Genomic DNA, 24,260 nt, shown 5'->3' on the forward strand with positions numbered 1-24,260 from the left:
ATCGGGGTCGTGATGACGCAATCATCAACTGCATTGGCAGGCTTCGAAGCGGCCGCCGGCGGCGGCGCGGGCGCTCGTCAGTGCAGCCTGTCCTTCGCCTCGGCGAGCTCCTCGTTGATCCGGTCCACGAACGCGTCGAGGGTCATCGGGCCCTTGCTCGCGGCGGCGGCGGCCTCGATGGCCTGCGACGCGAGCGAGGTGAGGCGCTCGACGTAGGCGAGCTGGCCCTCGAGCTTCTCGTAGTCCCCGTCGACGAAGTACCCGCTGTCGTCCTTGACGTCGAGCTCGGGCGCATAGCGCTGCTTCACGTACCGCAGGATGGCGCACACGGCGACGTGGACCTTGGGGCCGGCGAACTGCGTCTTCGTCCAGTTGTAGCGGCTCCCCTCCTTGAAGAACTCGACCCCCGGCGCCTCTGGCAGGCTGGGGACGCTGACGCTGACGCGCGGCCCTCCGCCGCGCCCCGCCTTCTCCTGCGCTGCGCGGGTGAGGTTGCGCGTGATGGCCGCGGACTCCGCCAGCGCCTGACGCATCATGTCCGCCATCTTCGAGTCGCTGAGCAGCGCGTGGTACGTGTGGTTGATGAAGGTGCCTTCACCGTCGAAGTGAAAGTGGAGAGGCTCGCATTCGCGGTGGGGATAGAGCGTGATCCCCTCGAGACCCGAGCACGTCACGCGCCGATCGGCGATGAGCTCCTTCATGGTCTTGCTGGGCCAGCCGGCGGCCGCGGCCTTGGCGGCGAGATCCGCGACGAGCTCGGGGACGACGATCGGGTCGCGGAGCTTGCCCGAGTACGCGATGGAGATGCCCATGGTGCCTCCTGAACGATCTCCCCTTACTCCAGCGCCGTCGTCGAGGCCAGCGCGCGCCAGGGAGGGAGCCCTCGGCCGCGGCGACGATGACAGTGAAAGAGCCGCCGGAGCTCCCTCGCTCCGACGGCTCTGCGCCGCCTGGAACCGCCTGAACCTCGACACCTGACCGCGAGGCCTGGGGCTCGGCGGTTCCTTCACGTCTAGAGCGGATGTCCGCGTTCCGCTCCTCGCCTCCTCGCCGGGCTACTGGCAGGCTGTCGCGCCGAAGCAGACCGCCGGATCGTCCGCGAAGCGACGGAAGTTGTCCGCCTCCGGGTGGCCCGGGAAGGGAACGTAGTAGTAGACGGCCTTGTTGTCGAAGTCGCTGCCGTCGTAGTAGGTCTGCCACGTCAGCGCGTAAGCGACGCCGGCGCTCTTGGCGAGATCGAGGAGGTGGGTGTTGTACCAGTCCTCGGTGAGCGCGCCCTGCCCCGCGTCCGGAAACAGGCTCGTCACCTCGGCGGAAGAGAGCGCGACGGCGCCCGCCGAGCTGAGGCCGTAGTTGGCCAGGAACTCCGTCCGCAGGCTCTCATCGAACAGGGTGTCGTGCCACTTGCTCACGTGGTCTGCCGGGTAGAGCGTGAGCGACGCGCCCGCCGCGAGCTTGCTGACCCGGTGGAGGAGGTGCAGCCGGTAGGTGCCCGTCTCGGTGAGCGCGTGAGGCTTGCCCTTGGCCGCGCCGATCGCCGCGACGGCGCTCGCCATCGCCTTCATGTCCTCGAGATCTGCCGGGGACGCCGCGCGCTCGTACGGGTAATAGAGATCGATGCCGAGGATGTCGATGAGGTCGTCGCCAGGGTACGCCTCGAGGTAGTACTCCTCCAGCAGCGCGGACGGCGGCTGGCCGTCGTTCTCGAGCGCCGCGATCGCCTCCTGGGGCGGGCTCTCGTACGCCGCGCCCAGCTCGGTGAGCTCCTCGACGAGGCGGGCCCGGAGCATGTCGCGAGAGAGGCTCTCTGGATCCCTGACCTTCGCCTCGGCGGGCGTCACCGAGCTGTCGCTCAGCTTTCGCACCTTGTCCGTCGAGTACGCGAAGATCACGTTCTCCATCCCCGGCTCGCTCCGGACGGCCTCGGCGAACGTGCGGTACGCGGCGCTGTAGGCGGCGGGGCCGGTGACGGCCTGATCGTCGTCGAGCAGGGCCTGGCAGTTCCAGTAGGGCTGACCCCACCAGAACCATCCGCCGGTGTGCTCGTGGAACGGACGGAGGACGATCGGCTTGCCGTCGAGCCCGTGCTCGCGGAAGAACTGGGCCACGTACTTCGCGTGGGCGACGAGCCAGTCGCGCGCCGAGATCCCGGCGTGGGTCCCCTGCTCGATCGGCACGTCGTTGGCGATCTTGCAGATGCACTTCAGGTTCTCCGGGATGTCCGCGCTGGAGCCGAGTGATCGCGAATAGTACGTCTCGGCGTAGAACGGGGTGCCTCCGCCCTGGGCGTGAATCGGGACGCTCTGTCCGTCGACCGAGAGGGTGGCGAGCGGCGTCTCGATGGCGTCCGCGAAGTCCGACGTGCTGATGTCGTAGTTGCACGGGGGCGTGTGCCAGTCGAAGGCCACCATCCCGCCCGGCTGCTCCAGCATGTACGCCGCGGCGTCCGCGGTGACGTCGCGGCGATTCCAGGGGACGGGATCGAAGACCATCGCGTCGAGGGAGATGCCGAGCAACCCGGGGTTCTCTCCCACGGTGGCGCCGGCGTCCGACGACCAGCCCCGCTCGCCGCGGCTGGCGGCGCCCGCCATGCTCGAGAACCAGTCGTTGGTCGACACGAACTGCTTGGTGCCCGGATCGTAGAGCCCCCACGTGATGGCGTTCTCGTAACCGAACCGGAACTTGCCGGCTCGAGACGACGTCCAGAGGTCCTCGAGGAGGTCGCCCCTCGGCGTGTCCGGAAACTCCGGCGTGTCTCCCGGCGCGCCTCCCGTGCCTGACGACGTGCTCGACGACGCGCCTCCCGAGGTGCCTCCCGAGGTGCTCGACGACGCGCCTCCCGAGGAGCCCGACGAGGAGCCCGACGAGGTACCTCCCGGCGGCGTGTCCTCGTCCGACGACCCGCAGGCGGCCGTCAAGCACAGGAGGAATGCGGCATAAACGCGTGGACTGAGCGGGACAAGATTCATGGGTTCTCCCCTGCGAACGGTGCCAGTGACGAGGCGACACTAAAGCGTGTTAATCGGTTCAGTGTCAACGGCCATCTCACCAGGGGAGAGGTGCGCCGCACCGGGCTTCGCGCCGATTTCACCCCGAGCGCCCCTCGGCGCGATGCTGCGGTGCGTCACCGTGCAGCTGGCTCACCGCGAGCGCATCGCCGGCAGGTTCGGCCGGCTGCCGCCGGCGCGCCCTGTCCCGGAGCCCTGCCGGGACAGGTTCTTAACCGGTTCTTCGTTGATGGGGTTGCATCCAGCGAGCGCGCTTGAGCGCATGGCCTCGGCGGCCGAGGTGGCGACCCATCCATGCGTCGCGGCGGAAGCGGTTCCTACCGCCCGCCACCCGCAGCTGGCCCGTGGCGAGCACCACGCCGGACAGCCGGACCCGCGCGCGCCTTCGTCCTCGTTCGCCTACCAGGCGACCGGATCACCGCGCCGCCGCGGCGCGTCCGCCGTGGACCGGCGATGGCACCGCTCACACGCTGCCGCTCACCTTCGCTGTACGGGTATTCCCGTCGAGCGACGACTCGATGGTGTACAGCGCTCCCTGGTAGGAGATGCTCCCGTCCTCACTCATGTTTCCGCCGCGCAACACGTTGGCGGCGCTCTCGTACAGAAGGAAGGAGGAGTGACCGGTGGGCACCGCGCTGGACAGCGTCCAGGTGCCCTCCGCGCCGCCCGATTCGATCACGAGGTGCTGCCGAGCGCCCGACGGGTCGATGAGCACGCCGAGCGTCGAGCCGCTTCGGTCGCGCGCCGTGGCGCGGAAGTGGAGGTGGGCAGCGGTGGAGAGCAACAGGGAGGAGGCGACTGGCTTCTGGGGGATGGACATGGCGGTGATGAACAGCTCCGTTGATGGACCTTGCAAGTTCCCGTGCGACGCGTCGTTCCGGGGCTGCCCGGCGGCCGAGCTCTCGCGGAGCCGGCGATCACGGGCCTGCGCCGGCGAGCGCGCTCGTCGGCTGCCAGGAGAGCCCGTCGTACCTCCGGGGAGAGCCCGAGCGGTCGAGCCGCTTGAACGTCTCGCCCGCCTTGAGGTGCCGCTGCCTGTCGCGATCGAATGGACCGCGCTGCTCGCTCGCCGGCTCGTACATGGCATCGCTCTTCCCATGCACCTGGAAACGCCAGCAGAGCCTTTGTTCCACACCGTCCACGACCCGCGACAACAACACTTTCATGGCCTATAGCTCTCTGCGCTCAGCGCGCGTGCTCGCGAGGAGGAAGCGACGGACGCGGCGGGATCGGCGAGCGCGGCCTTCCCGTCCGTACCTCGCCCAGGGCGCGCGCCTCCCTGACGTCGGCCTCGACCTCCGCCACCATCCAAGCCCTCGTCCTGCCCCGAGAGCGGCGACGGGCCTCCGGCGCAGCGGAGCGCGAACAGCGCGCTCGGGAGGAAGCGAGGCCACGATCGGAGGTCTTCCCGGAGCGCGCGCAGGACGGTCGGCGTCCGCTCGACGCGCGACGGCGAGATCGACACGAGGCCGTCGCCCGGCCTCGCGCTGCTCGGCGCGGCGGTGATGCTGGGCGTAAACACGTGGATCATCTCGACGTTCTCCCGAAGGCGGAAAGCACGCAAGGCGCGTGCATCCCGGGGCTGTGCATGAACTGCCTCGAACGTCGCTTGACGGCCGTGCTTGCCGCTCCAGGACCGACGGCCCAGACGGCATCGCCGACAACTGCGCTGCGTGTGCGCAAACAATGTATAGCAGAAAGGACGGCCGCTGCACCACGTTTATCGGCGGAGCACACACCGATTTCACCGGCACGATGCTTTTTCGCGGCGCGGCGCCCCGGGCCTCATGAGAGATGTCTCTTCCAGGGAGGGGAGCTCAACCCTCGGCACCCGTGGTCCCGGTGTCCAACCGGGCGACCTGGCGCCTGCCGGCCATCTGGAGGATGCCCATCCAGGCGATCACGCGGATGACCTGGTAGGCCGGGTCGATCTCGAACCAGCGCACCGCGAAAGTCGGGCTCTGCGGGTACTTGTGGTGGTTGTTCTGGAAGAGCTCGCCGAGCGTCACGAGGTCGAGGGCGAGCGTGTTGCGCGAGTCGTCGTCGCTGTTGAAGTTGCGGTAACCGTAGCGGTGGCCGCACCAGTTCACGATGGCGCCGTGGAGCGGGCCCATCGTCCAGTGGAGCGGGACAAACAGGAACTGCCACCATTGCGTGGCGAAGGCGATGTAGAAGAGCGCGTAGCCCGTCCCCCATGCGAGGCGGCTGGCCCACGAGTTGCCGATGCGGTCGAGCGCGCGCCACTCGGGGTAACCGCCCAGAAAGCGCGGCTCCACCTCCGCCGTGCCGTCGCAGATGGCGTCGTAGCGCTTCGCGGTCGACAGCATCATGGAGACTGGCTCCGCGTAGTAGCGTGGCGAGTGCGGGTCCTTCGGGGTGTCGCTGTACGCGTGGTGCATGCGGTGCAAAATCGCATACGCCCGGGGCACAAGGTACGAGGAGCCCTGCGTGACGTAGGTGAGGAGATGGAAGATCCGTTCCCAGCGCTTCGACATCGTGAACATCCGATGCGAGGCGTACCGGTGCAGGAAGAAGGTCTGGAAAAAGACCGATAGCGTCGAATGGGCGATCAGGATGGCGACGAATTCCATGGCTCGCTTGTACACCCAGGTTGGGCCCACATGCGGTCAGCTCACGGTCACGATTCGCGAGGTCCGTTGCCGCGTCGCTCGTGCGAGCGCGTTCTTACGCCACGCGATTTCGTCCGTGGAGGCGAGTCCGTAACGGGCGAGTTCATCGACCGGAAACAATACTGTGCTGACAGGCGCCGCGTCGCTCCAGGTATAGCGCATCACGGCATCACGCAAGCGACGTCGCACGCCGCCTTATCACGACGAGCCGAACGTTGAGACCGTCAGCGGCGGCGGATCGTTCTTGACATACATGGGCGCTGCGTACAGAATGTTTCAGTAAGCCATTCGAGCGTGTGCCGAAGAATTCGTCGCGCTCGGGGTCCAGGGGTTCGCAGCGGCGTCGCGCGGTGCGGGCTCATCGAGCTTGACGTGGGATAGCTCGTCCGAGCGCTCCATCGCGGCGGGGAGCTGGCGCGGCCGGCCGTCGCGCGGCGGCTCGTGCGCCGCAGGAACAGGGTGCCTCGCTGCGTCCTGCTCGTGACTGGAGCCGCGCGATCACATCGAGGTGCACGCATGCAGATCCGCGTAGGATACGAGCTGCTCTATGAATTCCCACGACCGACGCCGGTGATCCTGACGCTGAGCGTCCACTACTCGCGTGCATCGGATCTGGTGCGGCCCGATCACATGCTCACCAGCCCGTCGATCCCGGTCCGAGCTTACCGGGATGCCTTCGGCAACTGGTGTAGCCGTATCGTCGCGCCGGCGGGTCAGCTGAAGATCTCCTCCGACGCGGTGGTGAACGACACGGGCGCGCCGGACCGGGTCGTGACATCGGCCGAGCAACACCCCGTCGATGCGCTGCCAGAGGAGACGCTGGTGTTCTTGCTGGGCAGCCGGTACTGCGAGACGGATCGCCTGTCGGAGGCGGCGTGGGACCTGTTCGGCCAGTCGCCCACCGGCTGGGGTCGCGTGCAGGCCGTCTGCGACTTCGTTCATCGGCACATCGCCTTCGGATACGAGTTTGCGAGCCCTACCAAGACGGCGGAGGAGGTGTTCAACGATCGGAGAGGCGTCTGCAGAGATTATGCGCACCTCGCGATCGCGCTCTGCCGTTGCCTGAACGTTCCGGCTCGTTACTGCACCGGCTACCTGGGCGACATCGGCGTACCTCCTCCCCACGGGACGATGGACTTCTCCGGCTGGTTCGAGGCCTATCTCGGTGGCGAGTGGCATACGTTCGATGCGCGCAACAACGTGCCTCGCATCGGGCGCGTGCTGATCGCCCGCGGGCGCGATGCCGCCGACGTGGCGATCACCACGACCTTCGGCGAGAACACGTTGCGGAGCTTCCGCGTCTGGACGGATGAGGTTGTGGGCTAGCTCCGCCCGGGGCAGCCTCGCGCGGTGGCCGCGCTCATGGGGGCGGTGAGGGTGCTCGTCGTGAGCTCGCTCGAAGGCGCCGCAGCGCTGCCTTCTTCGACCGCCGCCGGAGCGATGTGACGGCGCTGCACCGCCGCGAATGTCGTCGATGCAGGAGACGGTGGTGTGCAACTTGGACGATCGGGTGGTGTGGTGATGGCGTCATGGCATTGGGCCGCCTCGGTGCGTCCGGCCGCTCGAGGCGAGTCGGCGCACATGCCTGCTCTCGGTCAACGTGGTAGTCTGCGCGCCTATGGACAACGCGCAGGACGACGGTGTCGATGAAGGAGACTGGGGACGACTTCACGTCACGCGCGCCTGCTGTGGTGCAGGCGTTTGCAGGAACTTCGCTCCAGAGCTCCTGGGCGAGGTCGCGCCCGCGCACTGGGAAGCCATGGACGGCGACGTCCGGGGCCGCGGCCCCGCGGTGCTCGCGGGCACCTATGATGAAGGGGCCTTCACCGGCATCCTGCGCCAGCCCCGGAGCCGGGCCGACCTCGAGGCGGCGCGCTCGGCGGTCGCCGCCTGTCCGGTCAACGCCTTGCGCCTCCGATCGTCGTCGCCATGCCGCGCGCGGCCCGGCGCGCTCGGCGCCCCGTTCCGCGCCTGGCCGCGCCGCATCGAAGAGGACGTCTGGGCCCTCGGCCATCCCGCGCGCGAGAACGCGGGCGCGACGGCCTACTTCATCGAGCGCCCCGGCGGCGGCGTGCTCGTCGACCTGCCGAGCCCGACCGAGGCCGTCTTCCGTTTCCTCGAAGAGCGCGGCGGCGTGCGGTGGATCTTCCTCACCCACCGCGACCACACCGCGCACCACGCCGAGTTCGCGGCGCGCTTCCCCGGGTGTCGCCGCGTCCTCGGCGCCGCGGACGTGAACCCGCGCGGCGACGGGCGCAATCCGGCCACCTCCGATGTGGAGATCAAGCTCAGCGACCGCCTCGAGCCCATGACCCTCGACGGCTCGCCGCTCGCCGACGGCGATCTCGCCGGCGCCGAGCTCGCCGTGCTCTCGCAGCCCGGCCACACCGCGGGCTCGATGTGCCTGCTGTACCGGGGCCGCTTCCTGTTCACCGGCGACCACCTCGCCTACTCGCGCCGCATCGGTCAGATCGTGGCGTTCCGGCTCCAGTGCTGGAACGACTGGGAGCGTCAGATCCGCTCCGTGCGCCGCCTGGTCGCGCTGGCGGGCGCTGGCCACCTCCGCTTCGCGTGGCTCCTGCCCGGCCATGGCGAATGGCGCCGCCTCGAAGGCGACGGCGGCGCTCGCGCGACGGCCGCCGAGCTGGAGCGTGCGCTCGCCTGGATGGAGCGGCAGGCGCCTGGCCACGTCCCTTTCTTCCGGTTCATCCCCTGGTTGCAGAGCCGCTCGTATCCCGGCACCCGCCTCGCGCGCGCGGTGCACGCGATCGGCGGCGATGGCCCCGGGAGCGAGGCCTGGGTGCTGCCGCGCGCCGCCCGGCCGTACCTGCCCGATTACCGGCCGGAGAAGGTCGCCGCTGCGTGGCTGCGGCTCTCCCTTGTCGCGGCCACGGCGCTCGGCGCCGCGGCGGCCGCCGCGCGGCTCGCCGCGCGCGCGGCGGGGGCGGTCGCGAAGAGGAGGGCGTGAAGCGGCCTCGAGGGGCGCCCGGCGCTCCGGTCCTCGCAGGGCCGGGGCGGGAGCGCCGCCGCGCCGGGTCGCTCGATCAACCGGTCGCGCTGCCTCGGTCGTCCTGTCGCAGCAGATACGCTGTCTCGGGGTTCTCCCGGCGCCAGATGACGTTGTCCATGAAATAGTGGTGGATGTTCACGAACACGAAGACGGCTGCGAAGTACGGTGTCGGGCCCAGGTCGGACATCGCTTCGCCGTCGCTCGAGCTCAGCACCAGCGCGCCGTCGAGGAGCGCGGGCGCGCCGCGGAACACGACCCACCCGAGGCCGACGGCGGTCGCCGCCAGGATCCCGAGGCGCAGGCCGGTCGGCCGCCCGAACAGCGGCGGGCCCTCGGCGTCGCGCGCCTCGTTCCGCTTCATGAGCCAGACGAAATACAGATACTGAACGGAGTGGAGCGCCGGGATCACGTACACCATGAGCCGGTCGAGGCTCGAGTAGACCGTCCATAGCCAGATCGTGATGAGGAAACCGGCCAGCGGCGCGAGCGGCGGCAGGCGCCGCTCCATTCGCCACCTGCGCGCGATCACCCAGAGCAGCGCGAGCGCGCTGAGCCCGAACGCGAGCCCGGTGACGGGCTCGAGCGCCGGCGGGTGCCCGAGCGACGTGTAGACCACGCCTTTCTCCTCGACCTCTCTACCTGGATCCGCCGGGCTCGCCCACGCGTACGCCCAGGCCGCGAAGCAGTGCGCGAGGATCACCTTGCGCTCCAGGGAGCCGAACCGGAACCCACGCCGCGCCGAGAGCACCGTCAGGACGCCGAAGCCCTGCTTCACGTAGTGCCAGCCCACCAGGAGGAACATGAGCTGGATCATGAAGCCCATGGACCGCGCGGAGCCGGTCGAGAGCGCCCCGATCGCCCACGCGAGCAGCGCGACCGGGACCAGGAGGCCGGCCAGGATGTAGCGGGCTCGCTGCGCCGGGGCGAACGCGCCGCCGAACGCGCGGCGCCTCGCGTCCTTGTAGAACAGCAGGTACGTCACCGCGAAGTGAGGATCGTTGATCACGGACGCGGCGTGGAACGTCAGGAAGCCGATCGCGAGCTCCGCCGCGTCGAGCCCGACGGCCCTGCGGGCGAGCCACGCGAGCGGGAAGAGCACGAGCGTCGCGCCCCCGACGAGCAGGAACTCGGTGAGATGGGCGCGCAACGCGGCTCGACGCGGCGTCGCGACCGGGACTGGCAGCGTCGCGCCCGCGCTGGTCATGCGCCGAAGCTACCACACAGGGGCGCCCGTACGGCGCGCGCGCCGCAGATCGAGCTCCGGCTCGAGGGCGAGCTTGATGCGGTGCGCTGTCGGATCGAGGGGGTCGCGGGGCGCCGTGGCCTCCTTCCCTCTTCGTCATCAATAAATGACGAGATCTCTCGTCACAAATAAATGACAGATCGCTCGCCGCAAATAAATGACAGATCCGATGTCGCGCTGCCGCCGGCGGCATCGAGAGCGTTCGGCGCGAAGCGGGCGCCGCTCCTCGTCCAGGTCCAGCTGTGCTATTCCGCGATCATGCGGAGTCGATCATGAGCCTGGGCGACCTGGTCGACGACGTCCCCGAGGACCCGCTCATCACCGGCGCGGTCCAGCGTGCGCTCGTCGCCTATGCGGCGGTTCTCCCCGCAGATGTCCTCCGTGACGTCGAGATGCTCGCCACGAGGACGCTGTTCGTGCACCCGCTCGGGATCTCGTTCGTCGCCCGGCTCGCCCCCGGGGTCCGCGTCGAGGTGGACATGGGCGACGATCTCGCCGAGCAGGCGCAGCAGGGGTTCGCGGTCGGCGAGATCATGATCTCGATGATGCGCGTGCTCCGCAGGCGGTCGCGCGAGCGGGGCGAGCGTCGCTTCTTGATGCCCGAGACGCCGATGCTCATGCTGCAAGCGTTCCTGGGCTATTTCAACCCGGACCCGGCGCTCTGGACGATGGGCGATGACGCCGTGCGCGGCGCGCTGGATCGCCTCTGCGAGGCCGTCGTCGGCCTGTTCTTCACGGGCCTCGTCGTCGATGTGCTGGAGAGCCCATCGTCGCTCGACGACTGGGGGGAGACCGGCCTCGCGCTCTCCGCGGTGCTGCCGGCCATGGCCGCAGCGCTCCACGGCGCGAGGGCCCGGCTGTCCAGGCGCGACCGGCACGCGCTGGAGACCTACGATGCCTGCGGCTGGGATCCGGCGCGGCTCGAGCGCCGGCTGGGCGGCGGCCCGGAGCCCGCCCGTCCGGCGTTCTTCGCGCTGGGTGCGGCGCTCGCCGCGGAGCTCCGCGCCTCGCCGGCGAGCTGACCCCGCGTGGCCGGCGTGGCCGGCGTGGACGCGCTCCCTCGCCTCACTCCGCCCCTTCCGTTTGCCGCGCGGGCAGCCACATGCGCACCGTCGTGCCCTCGCCCAGCGCGCTCTCGATACGGATGCTGCCGTGGTGCTCCTCGATGAACCGGTGCGTCAGCGACAGCCCGAGCCCGGTCCCTTGCCCGGGCGGCTTCGTCGTGAAGAACGGCTCGAAGATGCGGCTCAGGTCCTCGGCGCGGATGCCGCAGCCGTGGTCGTGCACGTCGATCTCCACGCCGTGGATGTCCCCGCGCGGCAGCGGGCGAGCCTCGACCACCACGGCGCTGCCGTGCGGGCTGGCGTCGAGCGCATTGCCTATCACGTTGAGCAAGGCCGACTCGAGCTGCGATGCGTTGACGAGCACCTCGGGCAGCTCCGATGAGGTGCCGTCCGCCTCGAGGTGGACCCTGCGCTCGCGCGCCCGCGGGACGGACAGGTCGACCGCGCGGCGGAGCGCCGCGCGCACGTCGCAGGGCTCCCGGCCGATCGGCTTGCCGCGCGCGTACTCGAGCAGCGCCGTCACGAGATCCGAGCACCGGATCGCCTGCCGCTCGATGGTGCTGAGCGCCTTCAGGAGCGAGGCCTCGTCGGGCAGGCCGTGCCCCTTCCGGTGCCGCCTGAGCAGCAGCTGGGCGTTCATCAGGATGGCCGACACCGGGTTGTTCATCTCGTGCGACAGCCCCGCCACCAGCGTCCCTATCGCCGCCATCTTGCCCGCCTGGAGGAGCTCCTGCTGCGTCTCCGAGAGCCGCTCCAGCGCCGCCGCGAGCTCGCCGTTCTTCGCCGCGAGCTCCAGATAGGCGCGGTGCAGCCGCTCGGCGGCGCGGACTCGCGCCCTGAGCTCCAGGGGGTCGAACGGCTTGCTCATGTACTCGTCGGCGCCGACGTCGAGCCCCCCCACGGCCTCCGCGCCGCTCGCCCTGGCCGTCAAGAGGAGGACCGGGATGTCCCGGAGCGCGGCATCCCCCTTGAGACGCCTGACCAGCTCGAATCCGTCCATCTCCGGCATCATCACGTCCGAGACGATGACATCGGGCCGCTTCGCCGCGATCGACTCGAGCGCTTCCCGGCCGTTCGTCGCCAGGACGATCTCGTGTCCGGCCGACAGGATGTCCGCCAGGTACGATCTCATGTCCGGGTTGTCTTCCACCACGAGCACGCGCGGCCCCTCCGCGCCGCCGTCGGCGCGGGGCGCGACCGCGGCGGGCAGCGGAGGCACCTCGAAGCCGCGGAGGTTGACCGACGACGGGGGAGGCTCGAAGGCACCCGCGCCGTTGAGCGATCTCGGCGGCTCGGGCGCGGCGGTCGCCCGCCGCGCTGCCAGGAAATCCGCGGCGCGCGGGAGCCGCACGAAGAAGCGAGAGCCGACCCCGGGCTCGCTCTCCACGCCGACCGTGCCGCCCATGAGCTCCGTGAGCTCCTTGGCCAGCGACAGCCCGATCCCCGTCCCCTCGTGCTTTCGCGTCGCCGAGGCGTCGATCTGCTGAAAGCGTCGAAAGAGCAGGTGTCTCCTGTCCGCCGGGATGCCAGGGCCGGTGTCCTCGACCGAGAGCTCGAACAGACCATCGAGCGCCCGCAGGTCGACGGTGACGCGCCCGCCAGGCGGGGTAAACTTCAGCGCGTTGCCCAGCAGGTTGAGCGCGATCTTCTCGAGCTTGCGCCGATCGGCGGGGACCCTCCGCAGCTCGGGATCCACGTGAATCGAGAGATCGAGCCCGCCGCGCGCCGCCGCCGGGCGAGCCTCCTCCACGATGTCCGAGACGAGCTCTCCGACGTCGACGGCCTCCCAGTCGATCTGCATCTTGCCGGCCTCGATCTTCTGGTGATCGAGGACATCGTCGACCAGCCGGCGGAGCCGCCGCCCGCTGCGCTGGATGAGCTCGAGGTCCGCCCGTACCCGCAGCGAGAGCGGTTCGTCCCGGTTGGACAGGAGCGACTCGAGCGGTCCGAGGATGAGGGAGAGCGGCGTCCGTAGCTCGTGGCTCATCACCGTGAGGAACTCTCCCTTGGCGCGGGCCGCGGCGTCCGCCGCCTCCTTGGCCTTCTGGAGCTCGATCTCCATCCGTTTGCGCTCGGTGATGTCCGCGTAGATCCCGAGGATCCCCGTCACGTCGCCCCCCTCGTCGCGGATGGGCACCTTGCTGGTGAGCAGGAACCGCTGCTCGCCGTCCGGGCGGAGCAGCGGCTCCTCGACGTCGAGGACCGGGGTGCCGCCCTCCATGACCTCCCGGTCGATGCGCACGAAGCACTCTGCGTTCTTGCTGCCCCACACGTCGAAATCGGTCTTGCCGACGAGGTTCTCCAGCACCTTCGTGTTGGTGTCGTTGAGGAAGTTCTGATTTCCCCCGAGAAACCGTCCATGACGGTCTTTCCAGAAGATGGCGTGGGGGACGTTGGCGATGACGTACTTGAGCACCGCCTGCTGCTGATCGACGGGCGCCGGCGCCCATTCCTGGGCGGCGGTGCCAGTCGAGGCCTCGTCCGGCGGCGCCACACGGGGCGTCCGCGCGCGTGCTTCGCGCGTCCGACGGGCCGTGAGGAGCCTGCTGATCTTGGCAGAGAGGCGGTAGAGACGTCTCATCGTCGTATCGTCACAGGAGCATAAGGCGAGCGCGGGCGACATCAAACCTGCTCAGCACCGGGACGCCGCGGTCGAGCGCGTGCGGTCGTGTAAAATGACGCCCGAGCAGGCTGGCGCGTCGGATCCGCCGCTCACCTCGCCGCTGGGCGCTGTGGTAGCGCCTGGTGTCGGTCCCGTCGAGCCCTCCCGGCGGCGCTGGCCTGCGCGTCGCTGGCCTCGTCCCACTGGCCCTGAACCCCAAAAGCTCTGCACTGGCGCCTGCGCGCGGCGGCTCCGCCGTGCTACAGGAGAGGAGGTACGCCCATGGTGGAGGGAGTCGCGCTCATCACCGGAGCGGCGTCGGGTATCGGCGCTGCGACCGCGCGCAAGCTGTCGCAGACCGCATCCGGCCTGGTCCTGATCGATCGGCGCCGCGACGCGCTCGACGCCCTCGCGGGCGATCTCCGCGGGCCGGAGCTCCTGCTGCGCGAGGCCGACGTGGGGGACGACGCCGCGTGGGTCGAGATCGAGGCGGCTGTCGAGGGTCGCTTCGGGAGGCTCGACCATGTCGTCGCGAACGCCGGTATCGCCCACGGCGCGCCGATCGAGGAGACGTCGTTTGACGACTGGCGGCGGGTCCTCTCCGTGAACCTCGATGGGGTCTTTCTGACGCTCCGGACGGGCCTTCGTCTGCTCAGGAAGACCGGTCGTGGCGGGACGGCTGTCGTCGTCTCCTCGATCGCGGCGGTCAAGGCCGAGCCGGGGATCGGTGCTTATGGGGCATCCAAGGCCGGCGCGGCGCAGCTGGTCCGCGTCGCGGCGAAGGAGGGGGCGCGCGACAAGATCCGGGTGAACGGCGTCCTGCCTGGCGGCGTCGAGACGCCGATCTGGGCCCAGGCGCCCTTCTTCCAGGCGCTCGTCACGACGGCCGGCAGCGAGCGCGCCGCGTTCGATCAGATGGCGGCGATGTCGACGCCCCTGGGCCGCTACGCGAGCGCCGACGAGATCGCCGGGCTCATCGCGTTCCTGCTCTCCGACGCCTCTGCCACCATGACTGGCGCGCTCCTCGTCAGCGATGGTGGCTACTCTCTCTAGAGCGACGGGCCCGTCGCCGGTGCGGTGAGCGCCGCGCTGCGGCGCGTGTGACAGATACGAAACAAAGGCGCGGTGCGTCACGAGGGCGCGTCAGGCCCGCAGGAGCCGAGGGAAAGCGCTTTCATCGCCTGGTGAAGGCGTCCGTCCCGCCGTTGCGCCGTGACCGAACCATTACCGCGGGCCGCTCACGACGGGTGTTATAGAGGCCGTGCTTGTCATTAGGAGGCAGCCCAGCATGATTGAGGATCCGCAGGTCATCCGCAGCGCCGGCCTCCAGCCGATCGGCATCTGGCGCAGCGGGCCCTGGCTCCCCGCGTTCACATCGACAGATCTGCGGGAGGCCGTCTCCTGCGTGCGAGAGCCGGTGCACGTGGTGCGTGAGACGCCGGATGGGCGCGTCGGCGTGTCCCGGGGCGGCGCTGTCCTCCGCGAGGATCAGGTCAACGGGGTCCCGACGTTCCCGCTCCTCGGAACGCTGCCCGCCCTGTACCCGGAGTGGCTCGGAGACCGCTCCTTCGTCGAGGTCCACGGCCTGCGCTTCCCCTACGTGGCCGGCGCGATGGCGAACGGCATCCACACCACGCGGCTCACGATCGCGATGGCCAAGGCAGGCATGATGGGGTTCTTCGGCGCCGCCGGGCTCGGGCTGCACCGGATCGAGCAGGCGATCGACGAGATCTCGGCGGCGCTCGGGACGGACGGCCCCACCTGGGGCTGCAACCTCATCCACGCTCCGAACCAGCCCAGGCTGGAGAGCGACACGGTGGAGCTCTACCTGAAGAGGGGAGTCCGGCGGGCCGAGGCGGCCGCCTACATGGGCCTGAACCCGATGGTCGTGCGGTTCGCCTACAGCGGCGTCAAGCGCTTGCCCGACGGCCGCGTCGACCGGAAGAACCACCTGTTCGCGAAGATCTCGCGCCCGGAGGTCGCCGCGCGCTTCCTGTCGCCCGCGCCGGCCGAGATCCTCGACACCTGCGTTCGCAACGGGTGGCTCACCCGCGACGAGGCGGAGCTCGCGCGGAGCCTCCCGGTCGCCGAGGACATCACCGTGGAAGCGGACTCCGGCGGTCACACCGACAACCAGCCCCTCGTCGCGCTGTTCCCGGTGATCCTCGGCGTCCGCGACGAGCTCGCGGCGAAGTACGGGTATCACCGGCCGATCCGCGTCGGCGCCGCCGGCGGCCTCTCCACGCCGGAGTCGGTCGCCGCCGCGTTCGCGCTCGGGGCGGCGTACGTGCTCACGGGCTCGGTCAACCAGTCGTGCATCGAGTCGGGCCTGTCCGACGAGGGAAAGAAGATGCTGGCCCAGGCCGATCTCCCGGACGTGGTGATGACGCCGGCCGCCGACATGTTCGAGCTCGGCGTGCAGGTCCAGGTGCTCAAGCGCGGCACGATGTTCGGTGTCCGCGCGCAGCGGCTCTACGACCTCTACGTCGCCCACGACTCCATCGAGTCGCTGCCCAGCGACGTGCGCGCGCGCATCGAGAGGGAGCTGTTCCAGATGTCGTGCGACGAGGTGTGGGCGGGCTGCGAGCGGTTCTTCGCCGAGCGCGACCCGGCCGAGCTCGAGCGCGCCGCGCGCGAGCCGAAGCACAAGATGGCGCTGATCTTCCGCTGGTATCTCGGCATGTCCAGCAAGTGGGCGATCGCCGGGGACCCGAAGCGCCGCGCCGATTACCAGATCTGGTGCGGCCCGGCCATGGGCGCGTTCAACCGCTGGGTCAAGGGGTCGTTCCTCGAGGACCCGGCGCGCCGCACCGCGGTCCAGGTCGCGCGCAACCTGCTCGAGGGCGCGGCCGTCGTCACGCGCGCGCAGCAGCTCCGGACGTACGGCGTCCCCGTGCCGAGCGCCGCATTCCACTTCACTCCTCGCCCGCTCGCCTGAGCGCCTGACCACCTGCCGAGGTCCTCATGCACCCTTCGTCTTCGCGTATCCCGCACATCGCCGTCGTCGGCGTGAGCGCCATCTTCCCCGGCTCGGTCGACGCGCACGGCTTCTGGCGCGATATCCTGTCCGGGACAGACCTTATCACGGATGTCCCGAGCACCCACTGGCTGGTCGAGGACTACTACGATCCCGACCCGTCCGCCCCGGACAAGACATATGCGAAGCGCGGCGCCTTTCTCAAGAATGTGCCGTTCGATCCGCTCGAGTGGGGCGTCCCGCCCTCGATCGTTCCGGCGACGGACACGACGCAGCTGCTCGCGCTGATCGTGGCGAAGCGGGTCCTGGAGGACGCGGCGCAGGGGCAGTTCGAGTCGATGAGCCGCGAGCGGATGAGCGTGATCCTCGGCGTCACCTCCGCGCAGGAGCTGCTCGCCTCGATGGTGAGCCGGATCCAGCGGCCGGTGTGGGCGAAGGCGCTCCGGGATCTCGGGTATCCGGAGGACGAGGTGAAGCGCGCCTGCGACAAGATCGCGGGCAACTACGTGCCATGGCAGGAGTCGAGCTTTCCGGGCCTGCTCGGGAACGTGGTGGCCGGGCGCATCGCGAACCGGCTCGACCTCGGCGGGACGAACTGCGTGACCGACGCGGCGTGCGCGTCGTCGCTGTCGGCGATGTCGATGGCCATCAACGAGCTGGCGCTCGGCCAGTCCGATCTCGTGATCGCGGGCGGCTGCGACACGATGAACGACGCCTTCATGTACATGTGCTTCAGCAAGACGCCCGCGCTGTCGAAGTCGGGCGATTGCCGGCCGTTCTCCGACAAGGCCGACGGCACGCTGCTCGGCGAGGGCATCGCGATGGTGGCGCTCAAGCGGCTCGACGACGCCGAGCGCGACGGAGACCGGGTCTACGCGGTGATCCGCGGGATCGGCTCGTCCTCGGACGGGCGGAGCAAGAGCGTGTACGCGCCGGTGCCGGAAGGGCAGGCGAAGGCGCTCCGCCGGACGTACGCCGCCGCCGGGTACGGCCCCGAGACCGTGGAGCTGATGGAGGCGCACGGCACCGGGACGAAGGCCGGCGACGCGGCCGAGTTCGAGGGCCTGCGCGCGATGTTCGACGAGTCGGGGCGCGAAGACCGCCAGTGGTGCGCGCTCGGCAGCGTGAAGTCGCAGATCGGCCACACCAAGGCGGCGGCCGGCGCGGCCGGCCTGTTCAAGGCGATCATGGCGCTGCACCACAAGGTGCTCCCGCCGACCATCAAGGTCGACAAGCCGAACCCCAAGCTCGACATAGAAAAGACCGCTTTTTATCTCAACACCCAGGCGCGGCCGTGGATCCGGCCGGGGGACCACCCGCGGCGGGCGTCGGTGAGCTCGTTCGGCTTCGGCGGCTCGAACTTCCACGTGGCGCTGGAGGAGTACACGGGCCCGGCGCCGAAGGCGTGGCGGGTGCGGGCCTTGCCGGCGGAGCTGTTCCTCCTGTCGGCGGACACGCCGGCGGCGCTCGCGGATCGCGCGCGGGCGCTGGCGAAGGAGGCGGAGGTGCCCGAGATCCTGCGCTTCCTGGCGCGGGAGTCGGTGCTCTCGTTCGACGCGTCGAGGCCGGCGCGGCTCGGGCTGTGCGCGACGGACGAGGCGGATCTCAGGAAGAAGCTCGAGCAGGTCGCGGCGCACCTCGAGGCGAGGCCGGAGCAGGCGCTCTCGGCGCCGCTCGTGCACTGCGCGAGCGGGGAGGCGCCGGGGCGGGTGGCGTTCCTGTTCCCGGGGCAGGGGAGCCAGTACGTCGGGATGGGCGCGGACGCGCTCATGACGTTCGACCCGGCGCGCGCGGCCTGGGACGCGGCGGCGGGCGTCGCGATCGCGGACGCGCCGCTGCACGAGGTGGTGTTCCCGCGGCCGGTGTTCTCGGACGAGGACCGGGCGGCGCAGGAGGCGCGGCTCCGCGAGACGCGGTGGGCGCAGCCGGCGATCGGCGCGACGAGCCTCGCGCACCTCGCGCTGCTCGCGGCGCTCGGGGTGCGGGCCGAGGCGTTCGCGGGCCACAGCTTCGGCGAGATCACGGCGCTGCACGCGGCCGGCGCGCTGTCCGCGGCAGACCTGCTGCGCGTGGCGCGGCGGCGCGGCGAGCTGATGGGCGCGGCGTCGTCGGAGCGGGGCGCGATGATCGCGGTCCCGCGGGGGATCGACGAGGTGCGGGCGCTCGGCCTCGGCGGCGTGGTGATCGCGAACCACAACGGCCCGAAGCAGGTGGTGCTGTCGGGCTCGGTCGCGGCGATCGAGGCCGCGGAGGAGCGGCTGAAGGGCGTCGGGATCCAGGCGCGGCGCCTCGATGTGGCCGCGGCGTTCCACTCGCCGCTCGTGGCGGAGGCGAGCGCGCCGCTCCGCGAGTTCCTGGCGGGCATCGCGGTCGAGGCGCCGGCGGCGCCCGTGTACAGCAACGCGGAGATCGAGCCGTACGCGGGCGGCGGCGACGCGGCGCGCGACCGGCTGGCGCGGCAGCTCGCGGAGCCGGTGCGGTTCGTGGAGGAGATCGAGCGGATGTACGCGGACGGCGCGCGCACGTTCGTCGAGGTCGGGCCGGGCTCGGTGCTGACGAACCTGGTCGGCGACATCCTGAGCGGCCGGCCGCACCGGGCGGTGGCGCTCGACCGCAAGGGCAAACACGGCGTGACGAGCCTGCTCGAGGCGGTGGCGCGGCTCGCCGTGGCCGGGGTGCCGCTGGACGCGCGGGTCCTGTGGGAAGGCTTCGCGGCGCCGAGCGATCCGCGGGCGCTGCCGAAGCCGAAGCTGGCGCTGCAGATCAACGGCAGCAACTACGGGAAGCCGTACCCGCCGCAGGGGGGCGCGAAGGCGCTGCCGGCGGCGAGTCCGCCGCGGGCGGCGCAGAAGCCGGCGCCGGAGGGGGCGCGGGCGGCGTTGCAGCCTGTGGCGAGCGCGCCGCGGGCGGCGGTGGGCGCGTCGGCGTCTGCGGTGAGCGCGCCGGCGCCTGCGGTGAGCGCATCGCGTTCGGCAGTGAGCGCGCCGGCGCCTGTGGTGAGCGCGTCGCGGCCGGTAGTGAGCGCGCCGGCGCCTGTGGTGAGCGCGCCGGCGCCTGTGGTGAGCGCGCCGGCGCCTGCGGTGGCGAGCGCGTCGGCGCCTATCGTGAGCGCGTCGCGTTCGGCAGTGAGCGCGTCGGCGCCCGTGGTGAGCGTGCCGCAGGCGGTGGTGAGCGTGCCGCAGGCGGTGGTGAGCGCGCCGGCGCCTGTCGTGAGCGCATCGCGGCCGGCGGCGAGCGCGTCGTGGCTGGCCGCGTACCAGGAGGCGCAGCGCGCCACGGCGGAAGCCCACAGCGTGTACCAGCGCACGATGGCCGAGAGCCACATCGCCTTCCTTCAGGCCGCCGAGGCGTCCTTCGCAGGGCTTGCTGCGCTGGCGACCGGCGCTCCGTACCCGGTCGCTCCGACGACGGTGTCCGAGGTACGGCCTCCGCCGGTTCTCCTCGCTCCGGTGCATGTGGGGCCTGTCTCGGAGGCATCCCTACGGCCCGCAGGGGCGCCGACCGCGCGCTCCGGCGAGGGCAGGAGCAACGTGGCCCTGGACGGCCTGAACGGTGCCGGCGGGGAGCTCCATACGCCTGTCGCGCTGCCGGCGCAGGCGGCGCCTGCCGTGACAGCGAAGGTGGCGGTTGCAGCGCCCGCCGTGACCGCAAAAGCGGCCGCCTCGGCGCCTGTTGCGGCGGCGAAGACCGCAGCCGCGACGCCTGCGATGGCAGTGTCTACGGCCGTCACCGCGCCAGCGGTCGCCGTGGCAACGCAGGCGGCGGTCGCCGCTGCGCCGCGTGTTGACATCGAGCGGTTGGTCCTCGACGTGGTCGCGGACAAGACGGGATACCCCGTCTCCATGCTCGGGCTGCAGATGGAGCTGGAGAGCGATCTCGGCATCGACAGCATCAAGCGGGTGGAGATCCTGTCCTCGGTCCGTGACAGGACGCCTGGGCTGTCGGAGGTCGATGCCTCGGCGCTGGCGCAGCTGCGCACGCTGGGGCAGGTCGTCGACCACCTCCGCGCCTCGCTGCCGGCCGCCGGGCCGGCCGCCAGCCCCAGTCCGGCGGCCGTCGCGCCCGCCGCGAAGGCGTCTGCCATCGCGGCGCCTGCCGTCGCTTCCGGCGCGGCGCCTGGCGCGTCCGAGGTGGAGCGGGTGGTGATGGCGGTCGTCGCGGAGACGACGGGCTACCCGGCGGAGATGCTCGGGCTTCAGATGGAGCTGGAGAGCGACCTCGGCATCGACAGCATCAAGCGGGTGGAGATCCTGTCGGCGGTCCGCGATCGGACGCCGGGGCTGTCGGAGGTCGACGCGTCGGCGCTGGCGCAGCTGCGCACGCTGGGGCAGGTCGTCGACCACCTCCGCGCCTCACTGCCTGCCGCCAGCGCCAATCCGGCTGTCGCCGCGTCCGCCGCGAAGGCGCCTGTCGTCGCGGCGCCTGCCGTCTCGTCGGGCGCGGCGCCTGGCGCGGCCGAGGTGGAGCGGGTGGTGATGGCGGTCGTCGCGGAGACGACGGGCTATCCGGCGGAGATGCTCGGGCTTCAGATGGAGCTGGAGAGCGATCTCGGCATCGACAGCATCAAGCGGGTGGAGATCCTGTCGGCGGTCCGTGACCGGACGCCCGGACTGTCGGAGGTCGATGCGTCGGCGCTGGCGCAGCTGCGCACGCTGGGGCAGGTCGTCGACCACCTCCGCGCCTCGCTGCCTGCCGCCAGCGCCAGTCCGGCGGCCGTCGCGCCCGCCGCGAAGGCGTCTGCCGTCGCGGCGCCTGCCGTCGCTTCCGCCTCTGCGCCTGGCGCGGCTGAGGTGGAGCAGGTGGTGATGGCGGTCGTCGCGGAGACGACGGGCTACCCGGCGGAGATGCTGGGGCTGCAGATGGAGCTGGAGAGCGATCTCGGCATCGACAGCATCAAGCGGGTGGAGATCCTGTCGGCGGTCCGCGACCGGACGCCGGGGCTGGCGGAGGTCGACGCCTCGGCGCTGGCGCAGCTGCGCACGCTGGGGCAGGTCGTCGACCACCTCCGCGCCTCGCTGCCGGCCGCCAGCGCAAGCTCGGCAGTCGTCACGCCCACCGCCGCCGCCGTGCCTGCTATCGCAGCGCCTGCCGGCGCGTCCGGCGCGGCGCCTGGCGCGGCCGAGGTGGAGCGGGTGGTGATGGCGGTCGTCGCGGAGACGACGGGCTACCCGGCGGAGATGCTGGGGCTGCAGATGGAGCTGGAGAGCGACCTCGGCATCGACAGCATCAAGCGGGTGGAGATCCTGTCGGCGGTCCGCGATCGGACGCCGGGGCTGGCGGAGGTCGACGCGTCGGCGCTGGCGCAGCTGCGCACGCTGGGGCAGGTCGTCGACCACCTCCGCGCGAGCCTCGGTCCCGCCGCTGTCACCGCCGGCGCTGCCCCGGCGGCGCCCGCCGAGGAGCCGGCCTCCGCGCCCCTCGGCCGGTGGACGCTCGTCGAGGAGCCGGCGCCCGCCGCCGGCCTCACGATGCCCGGCCTCTTCGACGCAGGCACCCTCGTGGTCACCGGCCACGACGCGATCGGCCCCGCGCTCGTGGCGGCCCTCGCGGCGCGCGGGATCGCCGCCGAGTACGCCCCCGCCGTGCCCCGCGGCGCGCGCGGCGCCGTGTTCCTCGGCGGCCTGCGCGAGCTGGCCACGGCCGACGAGGCGCTCACCGTCCATCGCGAGGCGTTCCTCGCAGCCCAGGCGATCGCGGCGAAGCCGGCCCTCTTCGTCACGGTCCAGGACACCGGCGGCGACTTCGGCCTCGCCGGCTCGGACCGAGCCTGGATCGGCGGGCTGACGGGGCTCGTGAAGACCGCGGCGCTGGAGTGGCCCGAGGCGTCCTGCCGCGCGATCGACCTCGAGCGCGCCGGCCGCTCGGACGGCGAGCTCTCGGAGGCCATCACCTCGGAGCTCCTGTCCGGCGGCGTCGAGCTCGAGATCGGCCTGCGCGCGGACGGCCGGCGCACCACCCCGCGCAGCGTCCGGCAGGACGCGCAGCCCGGGCCGCTCCCCCTCGGGCCGTCCGACGTGGTCGTGGCGAGCGGCGGCGCCCGCGGCGTCACCGCGGCGACGCTGATCGCGCTCGCCAGGGCCAGCCACGCGCGGTTCGCGCTGCTCGGCCGCACCGCGCTCGAGGACGAGCCGGCCGCCTGCCGCGGCGCCGACGGCGAGGCCGCGCTCAAGGCGGCGCTCGTCAAGGCGGCGACCTCCGCGGGCCAGCGGGTGACCCCGGCGGAGATCGGCCGGAGCGTCGCGAAGATCCTCGCGAACCGCGAGGTCCGCGCGACGCTCGACGCGATCCGCGCCGCCGGCGGCGAGGCCCTCTACGTCCCTGTCGACGTGAACGACGCGCGGGCGGTGGCCGCGGCGCTCGACGGCGTGCGCGGCGCCCTCGGCCCCGTCACGGCGATCGTCCACGGCGCCGGCGTGCTCGCCGACAAGCTCGTCGCCGAGAAGACGGTCGAGCAGTTCGAGCGCGTGTTCAGCACGAAGGTCGACGGCCTCCGGGCCCTGCTCGGCGCGACCGCGGGCGACCCGCTCAAGGCGATCGTCCTCTTCAGCTCGATCGCCGCGCGCGGCGGCAACAAGGGGCAGTGCGACTACGCGATGGCGAACGAGGTCCTGAACAAGGTCGCGGCCGCCGAGGCAGCCCGCCGCCCGGGCTGCCGGGTGAAGTCGCTCGGCTGGGGCCCCTGGCAAGGCGGCATGGTGAACGCGGCGCTCGAGGCCCACTTCGCGCAGCTCGGCGTGCCGCTCATCCCGCTCGCCGCGGGCGCGAAGATGCTCCTCGACGAGCTGTGCGACGCCTCGGGCGATCGCGGCGATCGCGGCGCGCGCGGGCAAGGCGGCGCCCCGCCCGGCGCGGTCGAGCTCGTGCTCGGCGCGGAGCCGAAGGCGCTCGCGGCCCAGGGCAACGGCGGCCGGGTCGCGCTGGCCGTCCGCGCGGACCGCGCGACGCACCCCTACCTCGGCGATCACGCCATCAACGGCGTCCCCGTGGTGCCGGTGGTGATCGCGCTCGAGTGGTTCGCCCGCGCCGCGCGCGCGTGCCGCCCGGATCTCGTCGTGACCGAGCTCCGCGACGTGCGGGTCCTGCGCGGGATCAAGCTCGCGGCGTACGAGTCCGGCGGCGAGGTGTTCCGCGTCGACTGCCGCGAGGTGAGCAACGGCCAAGGCGCGGTGCTCGCGGCGGAGCTGCGCGGGCCGCAGGGGGCGCTGCACTACGCGGCGACCATCCAGATGCAGCCGCCCGAAGGGCGCGTGGCCCCGAAGGGCCCGGCCGCGCCGGAGCTCGGCCCGTGGCCCGCCGGCGGCGAGCTGTACGACGGCCGCACGCTCTTCCACGGCCGCGACTTCCAGGTGATCCGGCAGCTCGACGGCGTGAGCCGCGACGGGATCGCGGGGACGGTCGTGGGCCTCCGCGAGGCCGGCTGGGTGGCCCAGCCGTGGAAGACCGATCCGGCGGCGCTCGACGGCGGGCTGCAGCTCGCGACGCTGTGGACGCAGCACGTGCTCGGCGGCGCGGCGCTCCCGATGTCCGTGGGCGCGCTGCACACCTTCGCCGAGGGGCCGTCCGACGGCCCGCTGCGCGCCGTGGTGCGCGGGCAGATCGTGGCCCGCGATCGCACGAAGGCTGACATCGCGTTCGTCGACGACCGCGGCTCGCTCGTCGCGGAGCTGCGCGACGTGCAGTACGTCCTGCGCCCCGACACGGCGCGCGGCCAGGCGTGATCGAGGCC

At 71.5% G+C, this 24,260-nt stretch carries 13 protein-coding genes; 6 read left to right on the plus strand and 7 right to left on the minus strand.

Annotated features, from left to right (window positions below; genetic code table 11):
- Positions 1-77: 77 nt before the first annotated feature.
- From WMF12_RS04020 to WMF12_RS04040, 5 genes are all read right to left on the minus strand, one after another.
- Positions 78-812 carry a hypothetical protein gene (locus tag WMF12_RS04020; protein WP_437865921.1) on the minus strand — a complete coding sequence of 245 codons (735 nt, stop codon included), beginning with the start codon at positions 810-812 and terminating at the stop codon, positions 78-80.
- A 243-nt stretch (positions 813-1,055) separates the two neighbouring features.
- Complete coding sequence (locus tag WMF12_RS04025; protein ID WP_437865926.1) at positions 1,056-2,969, minus strand: glycosyl hydrolase; 1,914 nt, start codon at positions 2,967-2,969, stop codon at positions 1,056-1,058.
- A 502-nt stretch (positions 2,970-3,471) separates the two neighbouring features.
- The gene (locus WMF12_RS04030; RefSeq protein ID WP_437744303.1) at positions 3,472-3,828 is read right to left on the minus strand and encodes a hypothetical protein; all 357 of its coding nucleotides are present in this window, start codon (positions 3,826-3,828) and stop codon (positions 3,472-3,474) included.
- 97 nt (positions 3,829-3,925) lie between these two features.
- Positions 3,926-4,174, minus strand: a complete 249-nt coding sequence (locus WMF12_RS04035; protein ID WP_437865931.1) for a hypothetical protein — start codon at positions 4,172-4,174, stop codon at positions 3,926-3,928.
- A gap of 651 nt (positions 4,175-4,825) precedes the next feature.
- Positions 4,826-5,599, minus strand: coding sequence for an acyl-CoA desaturase (locus WMF12_RS04040; protein WP_437865940.1), 774 nt, complete (start codon positions 5,597-5,599; stop codon positions 4,826-4,828).
- Positions 5,600-6,154: 555 nt separating this feature from the next.
- On the opposite strand from WMF12_RS04040, the gene WMF12_RS04045 reads away from it, so the two are divergent.
- Positions 6,155-6,964: a transglutaminase-like domain-containing protein gene (locus WMF12_RS04045; RefSeq protein WP_437865948.1), complete on the plus strand. Its 810-nt coding sequence runs from the start codon at positions 6,155-6,157 to the stop codon at positions 6,962-6,964.
- 292 nt (positions 6,965-7,256) lie between these two features.
- Positions 7,257-8,606 carry an MBL fold metallo-hydrolase gene (locus WMF12_RS04050; protein WP_437865955.1) on the plus strand — a complete coding sequence of 450 codons (1,350 nt, stop codon included), beginning with the start codon at positions 7,257-7,259 and terminating at the stop codon, positions 8,604-8,606.
- Between the two features lie 76 nt (positions 8,607-8,682).
- Here the strand turns inward: WMF12_RS04050 and WMF12_RS04055 are convergent, their stop codons facing one another.
- Positions 8,683-9,852 carry a hypothetical protein gene (locus WMF12_RS04055; protein ID WP_437865960.1) on the minus strand — a complete coding sequence of 390 codons (1,170 nt, stop codon included), beginning with the start codon at positions 9,850-9,852 and terminating at the stop codon, positions 8,683-8,685.
- Positions 9,853-10,163: 311 nt separating this feature from the next.
- Here WMF12_RS04055 and WMF12_RS04060 point away from each other — a divergent pair, with 311 nt between their 5' ends.
- The gene (locus WMF12_RS04060) at positions 10,164-10,913 is read left to right on the plus strand and encodes a hypothetical protein (protein WP_437865964.1); all 750 of its coding nucleotides are present in this window, start codon (positions 10,164-10,166) and stop codon (positions 10,911-10,913) included.
- Between the two features lie 43 nt (positions 10,914-10,956).
- Here the strand turns inward: WMF12_RS04060 and WMF12_RS04065 are convergent, their stop codons facing one another.
- Positions 10,957-13,536, minus strand: coding sequence for an ATP-binding protein (locus WMF12_RS04065; protein ID WP_437865980.1), 2,580 nt, complete (start codon positions 13,534-13,536; stop codon positions 10,957-10,959).
- A gap of 303 nt (positions 13,537-13,839) precedes the next feature.
- On the opposite strand from WMF12_RS04065, the gene WMF12_RS04070 reads away from it, so the two are divergent.
- The 3 genes from WMF12_RS04070 to WMF12_RS04080 all read left to right on the plus strand — a co-directional run bounded on the left by WMF12_RS04070 (position 13,840) and on the right by WMF12_RS04080 (position 24,252).
- Entirely contained in the window at positions 13,840-14,610 is a 771-nt protein-coding gene (locus WMF12_RS04070) for an SDR family NAD(P)-dependent oxidoreductase (protein ID WP_437865992.1), read from the plus strand.
- A 235-nt stretch (positions 14,611-14,845) separates the two neighbouring features.
- A complete protein-coding gene (locus WMF12_RS04075) occupies positions 14,846-16,495 on the plus strand; it encodes a PfaD family polyunsaturated fatty acid/polyketide biosynthesis protein (protein WP_437744313.1) in 1,650 nt (549 codons plus the stop codon).
- A gap of 26 nt (positions 16,496-16,521) precedes the next feature.
- Positions 16,522-24,252 carry an SDR family NAD(P)-dependent oxidoreductase gene (locus WMF12_RS04080; protein ID WP_437866006.1) on the plus strand — a complete coding sequence of 2,577 codons (7,731 nt, stop codon included), beginning with the start codon at positions 16,522-16,524 and terminating at the stop codon, positions 24,250-24,252.
- Positions 24,253-24,260: the final 8 nt, after the last annotated feature.

The organism is Sorangium sp. So ce363, assembly GCF_051520435.1.
GTDB classification, from domain to species: domain Bacteria; phylum Myxococcota_A; class Polyangia; order Polyangiales; family Polyangiaceae; genus Sorangium; species Sorangium cellulosum_B.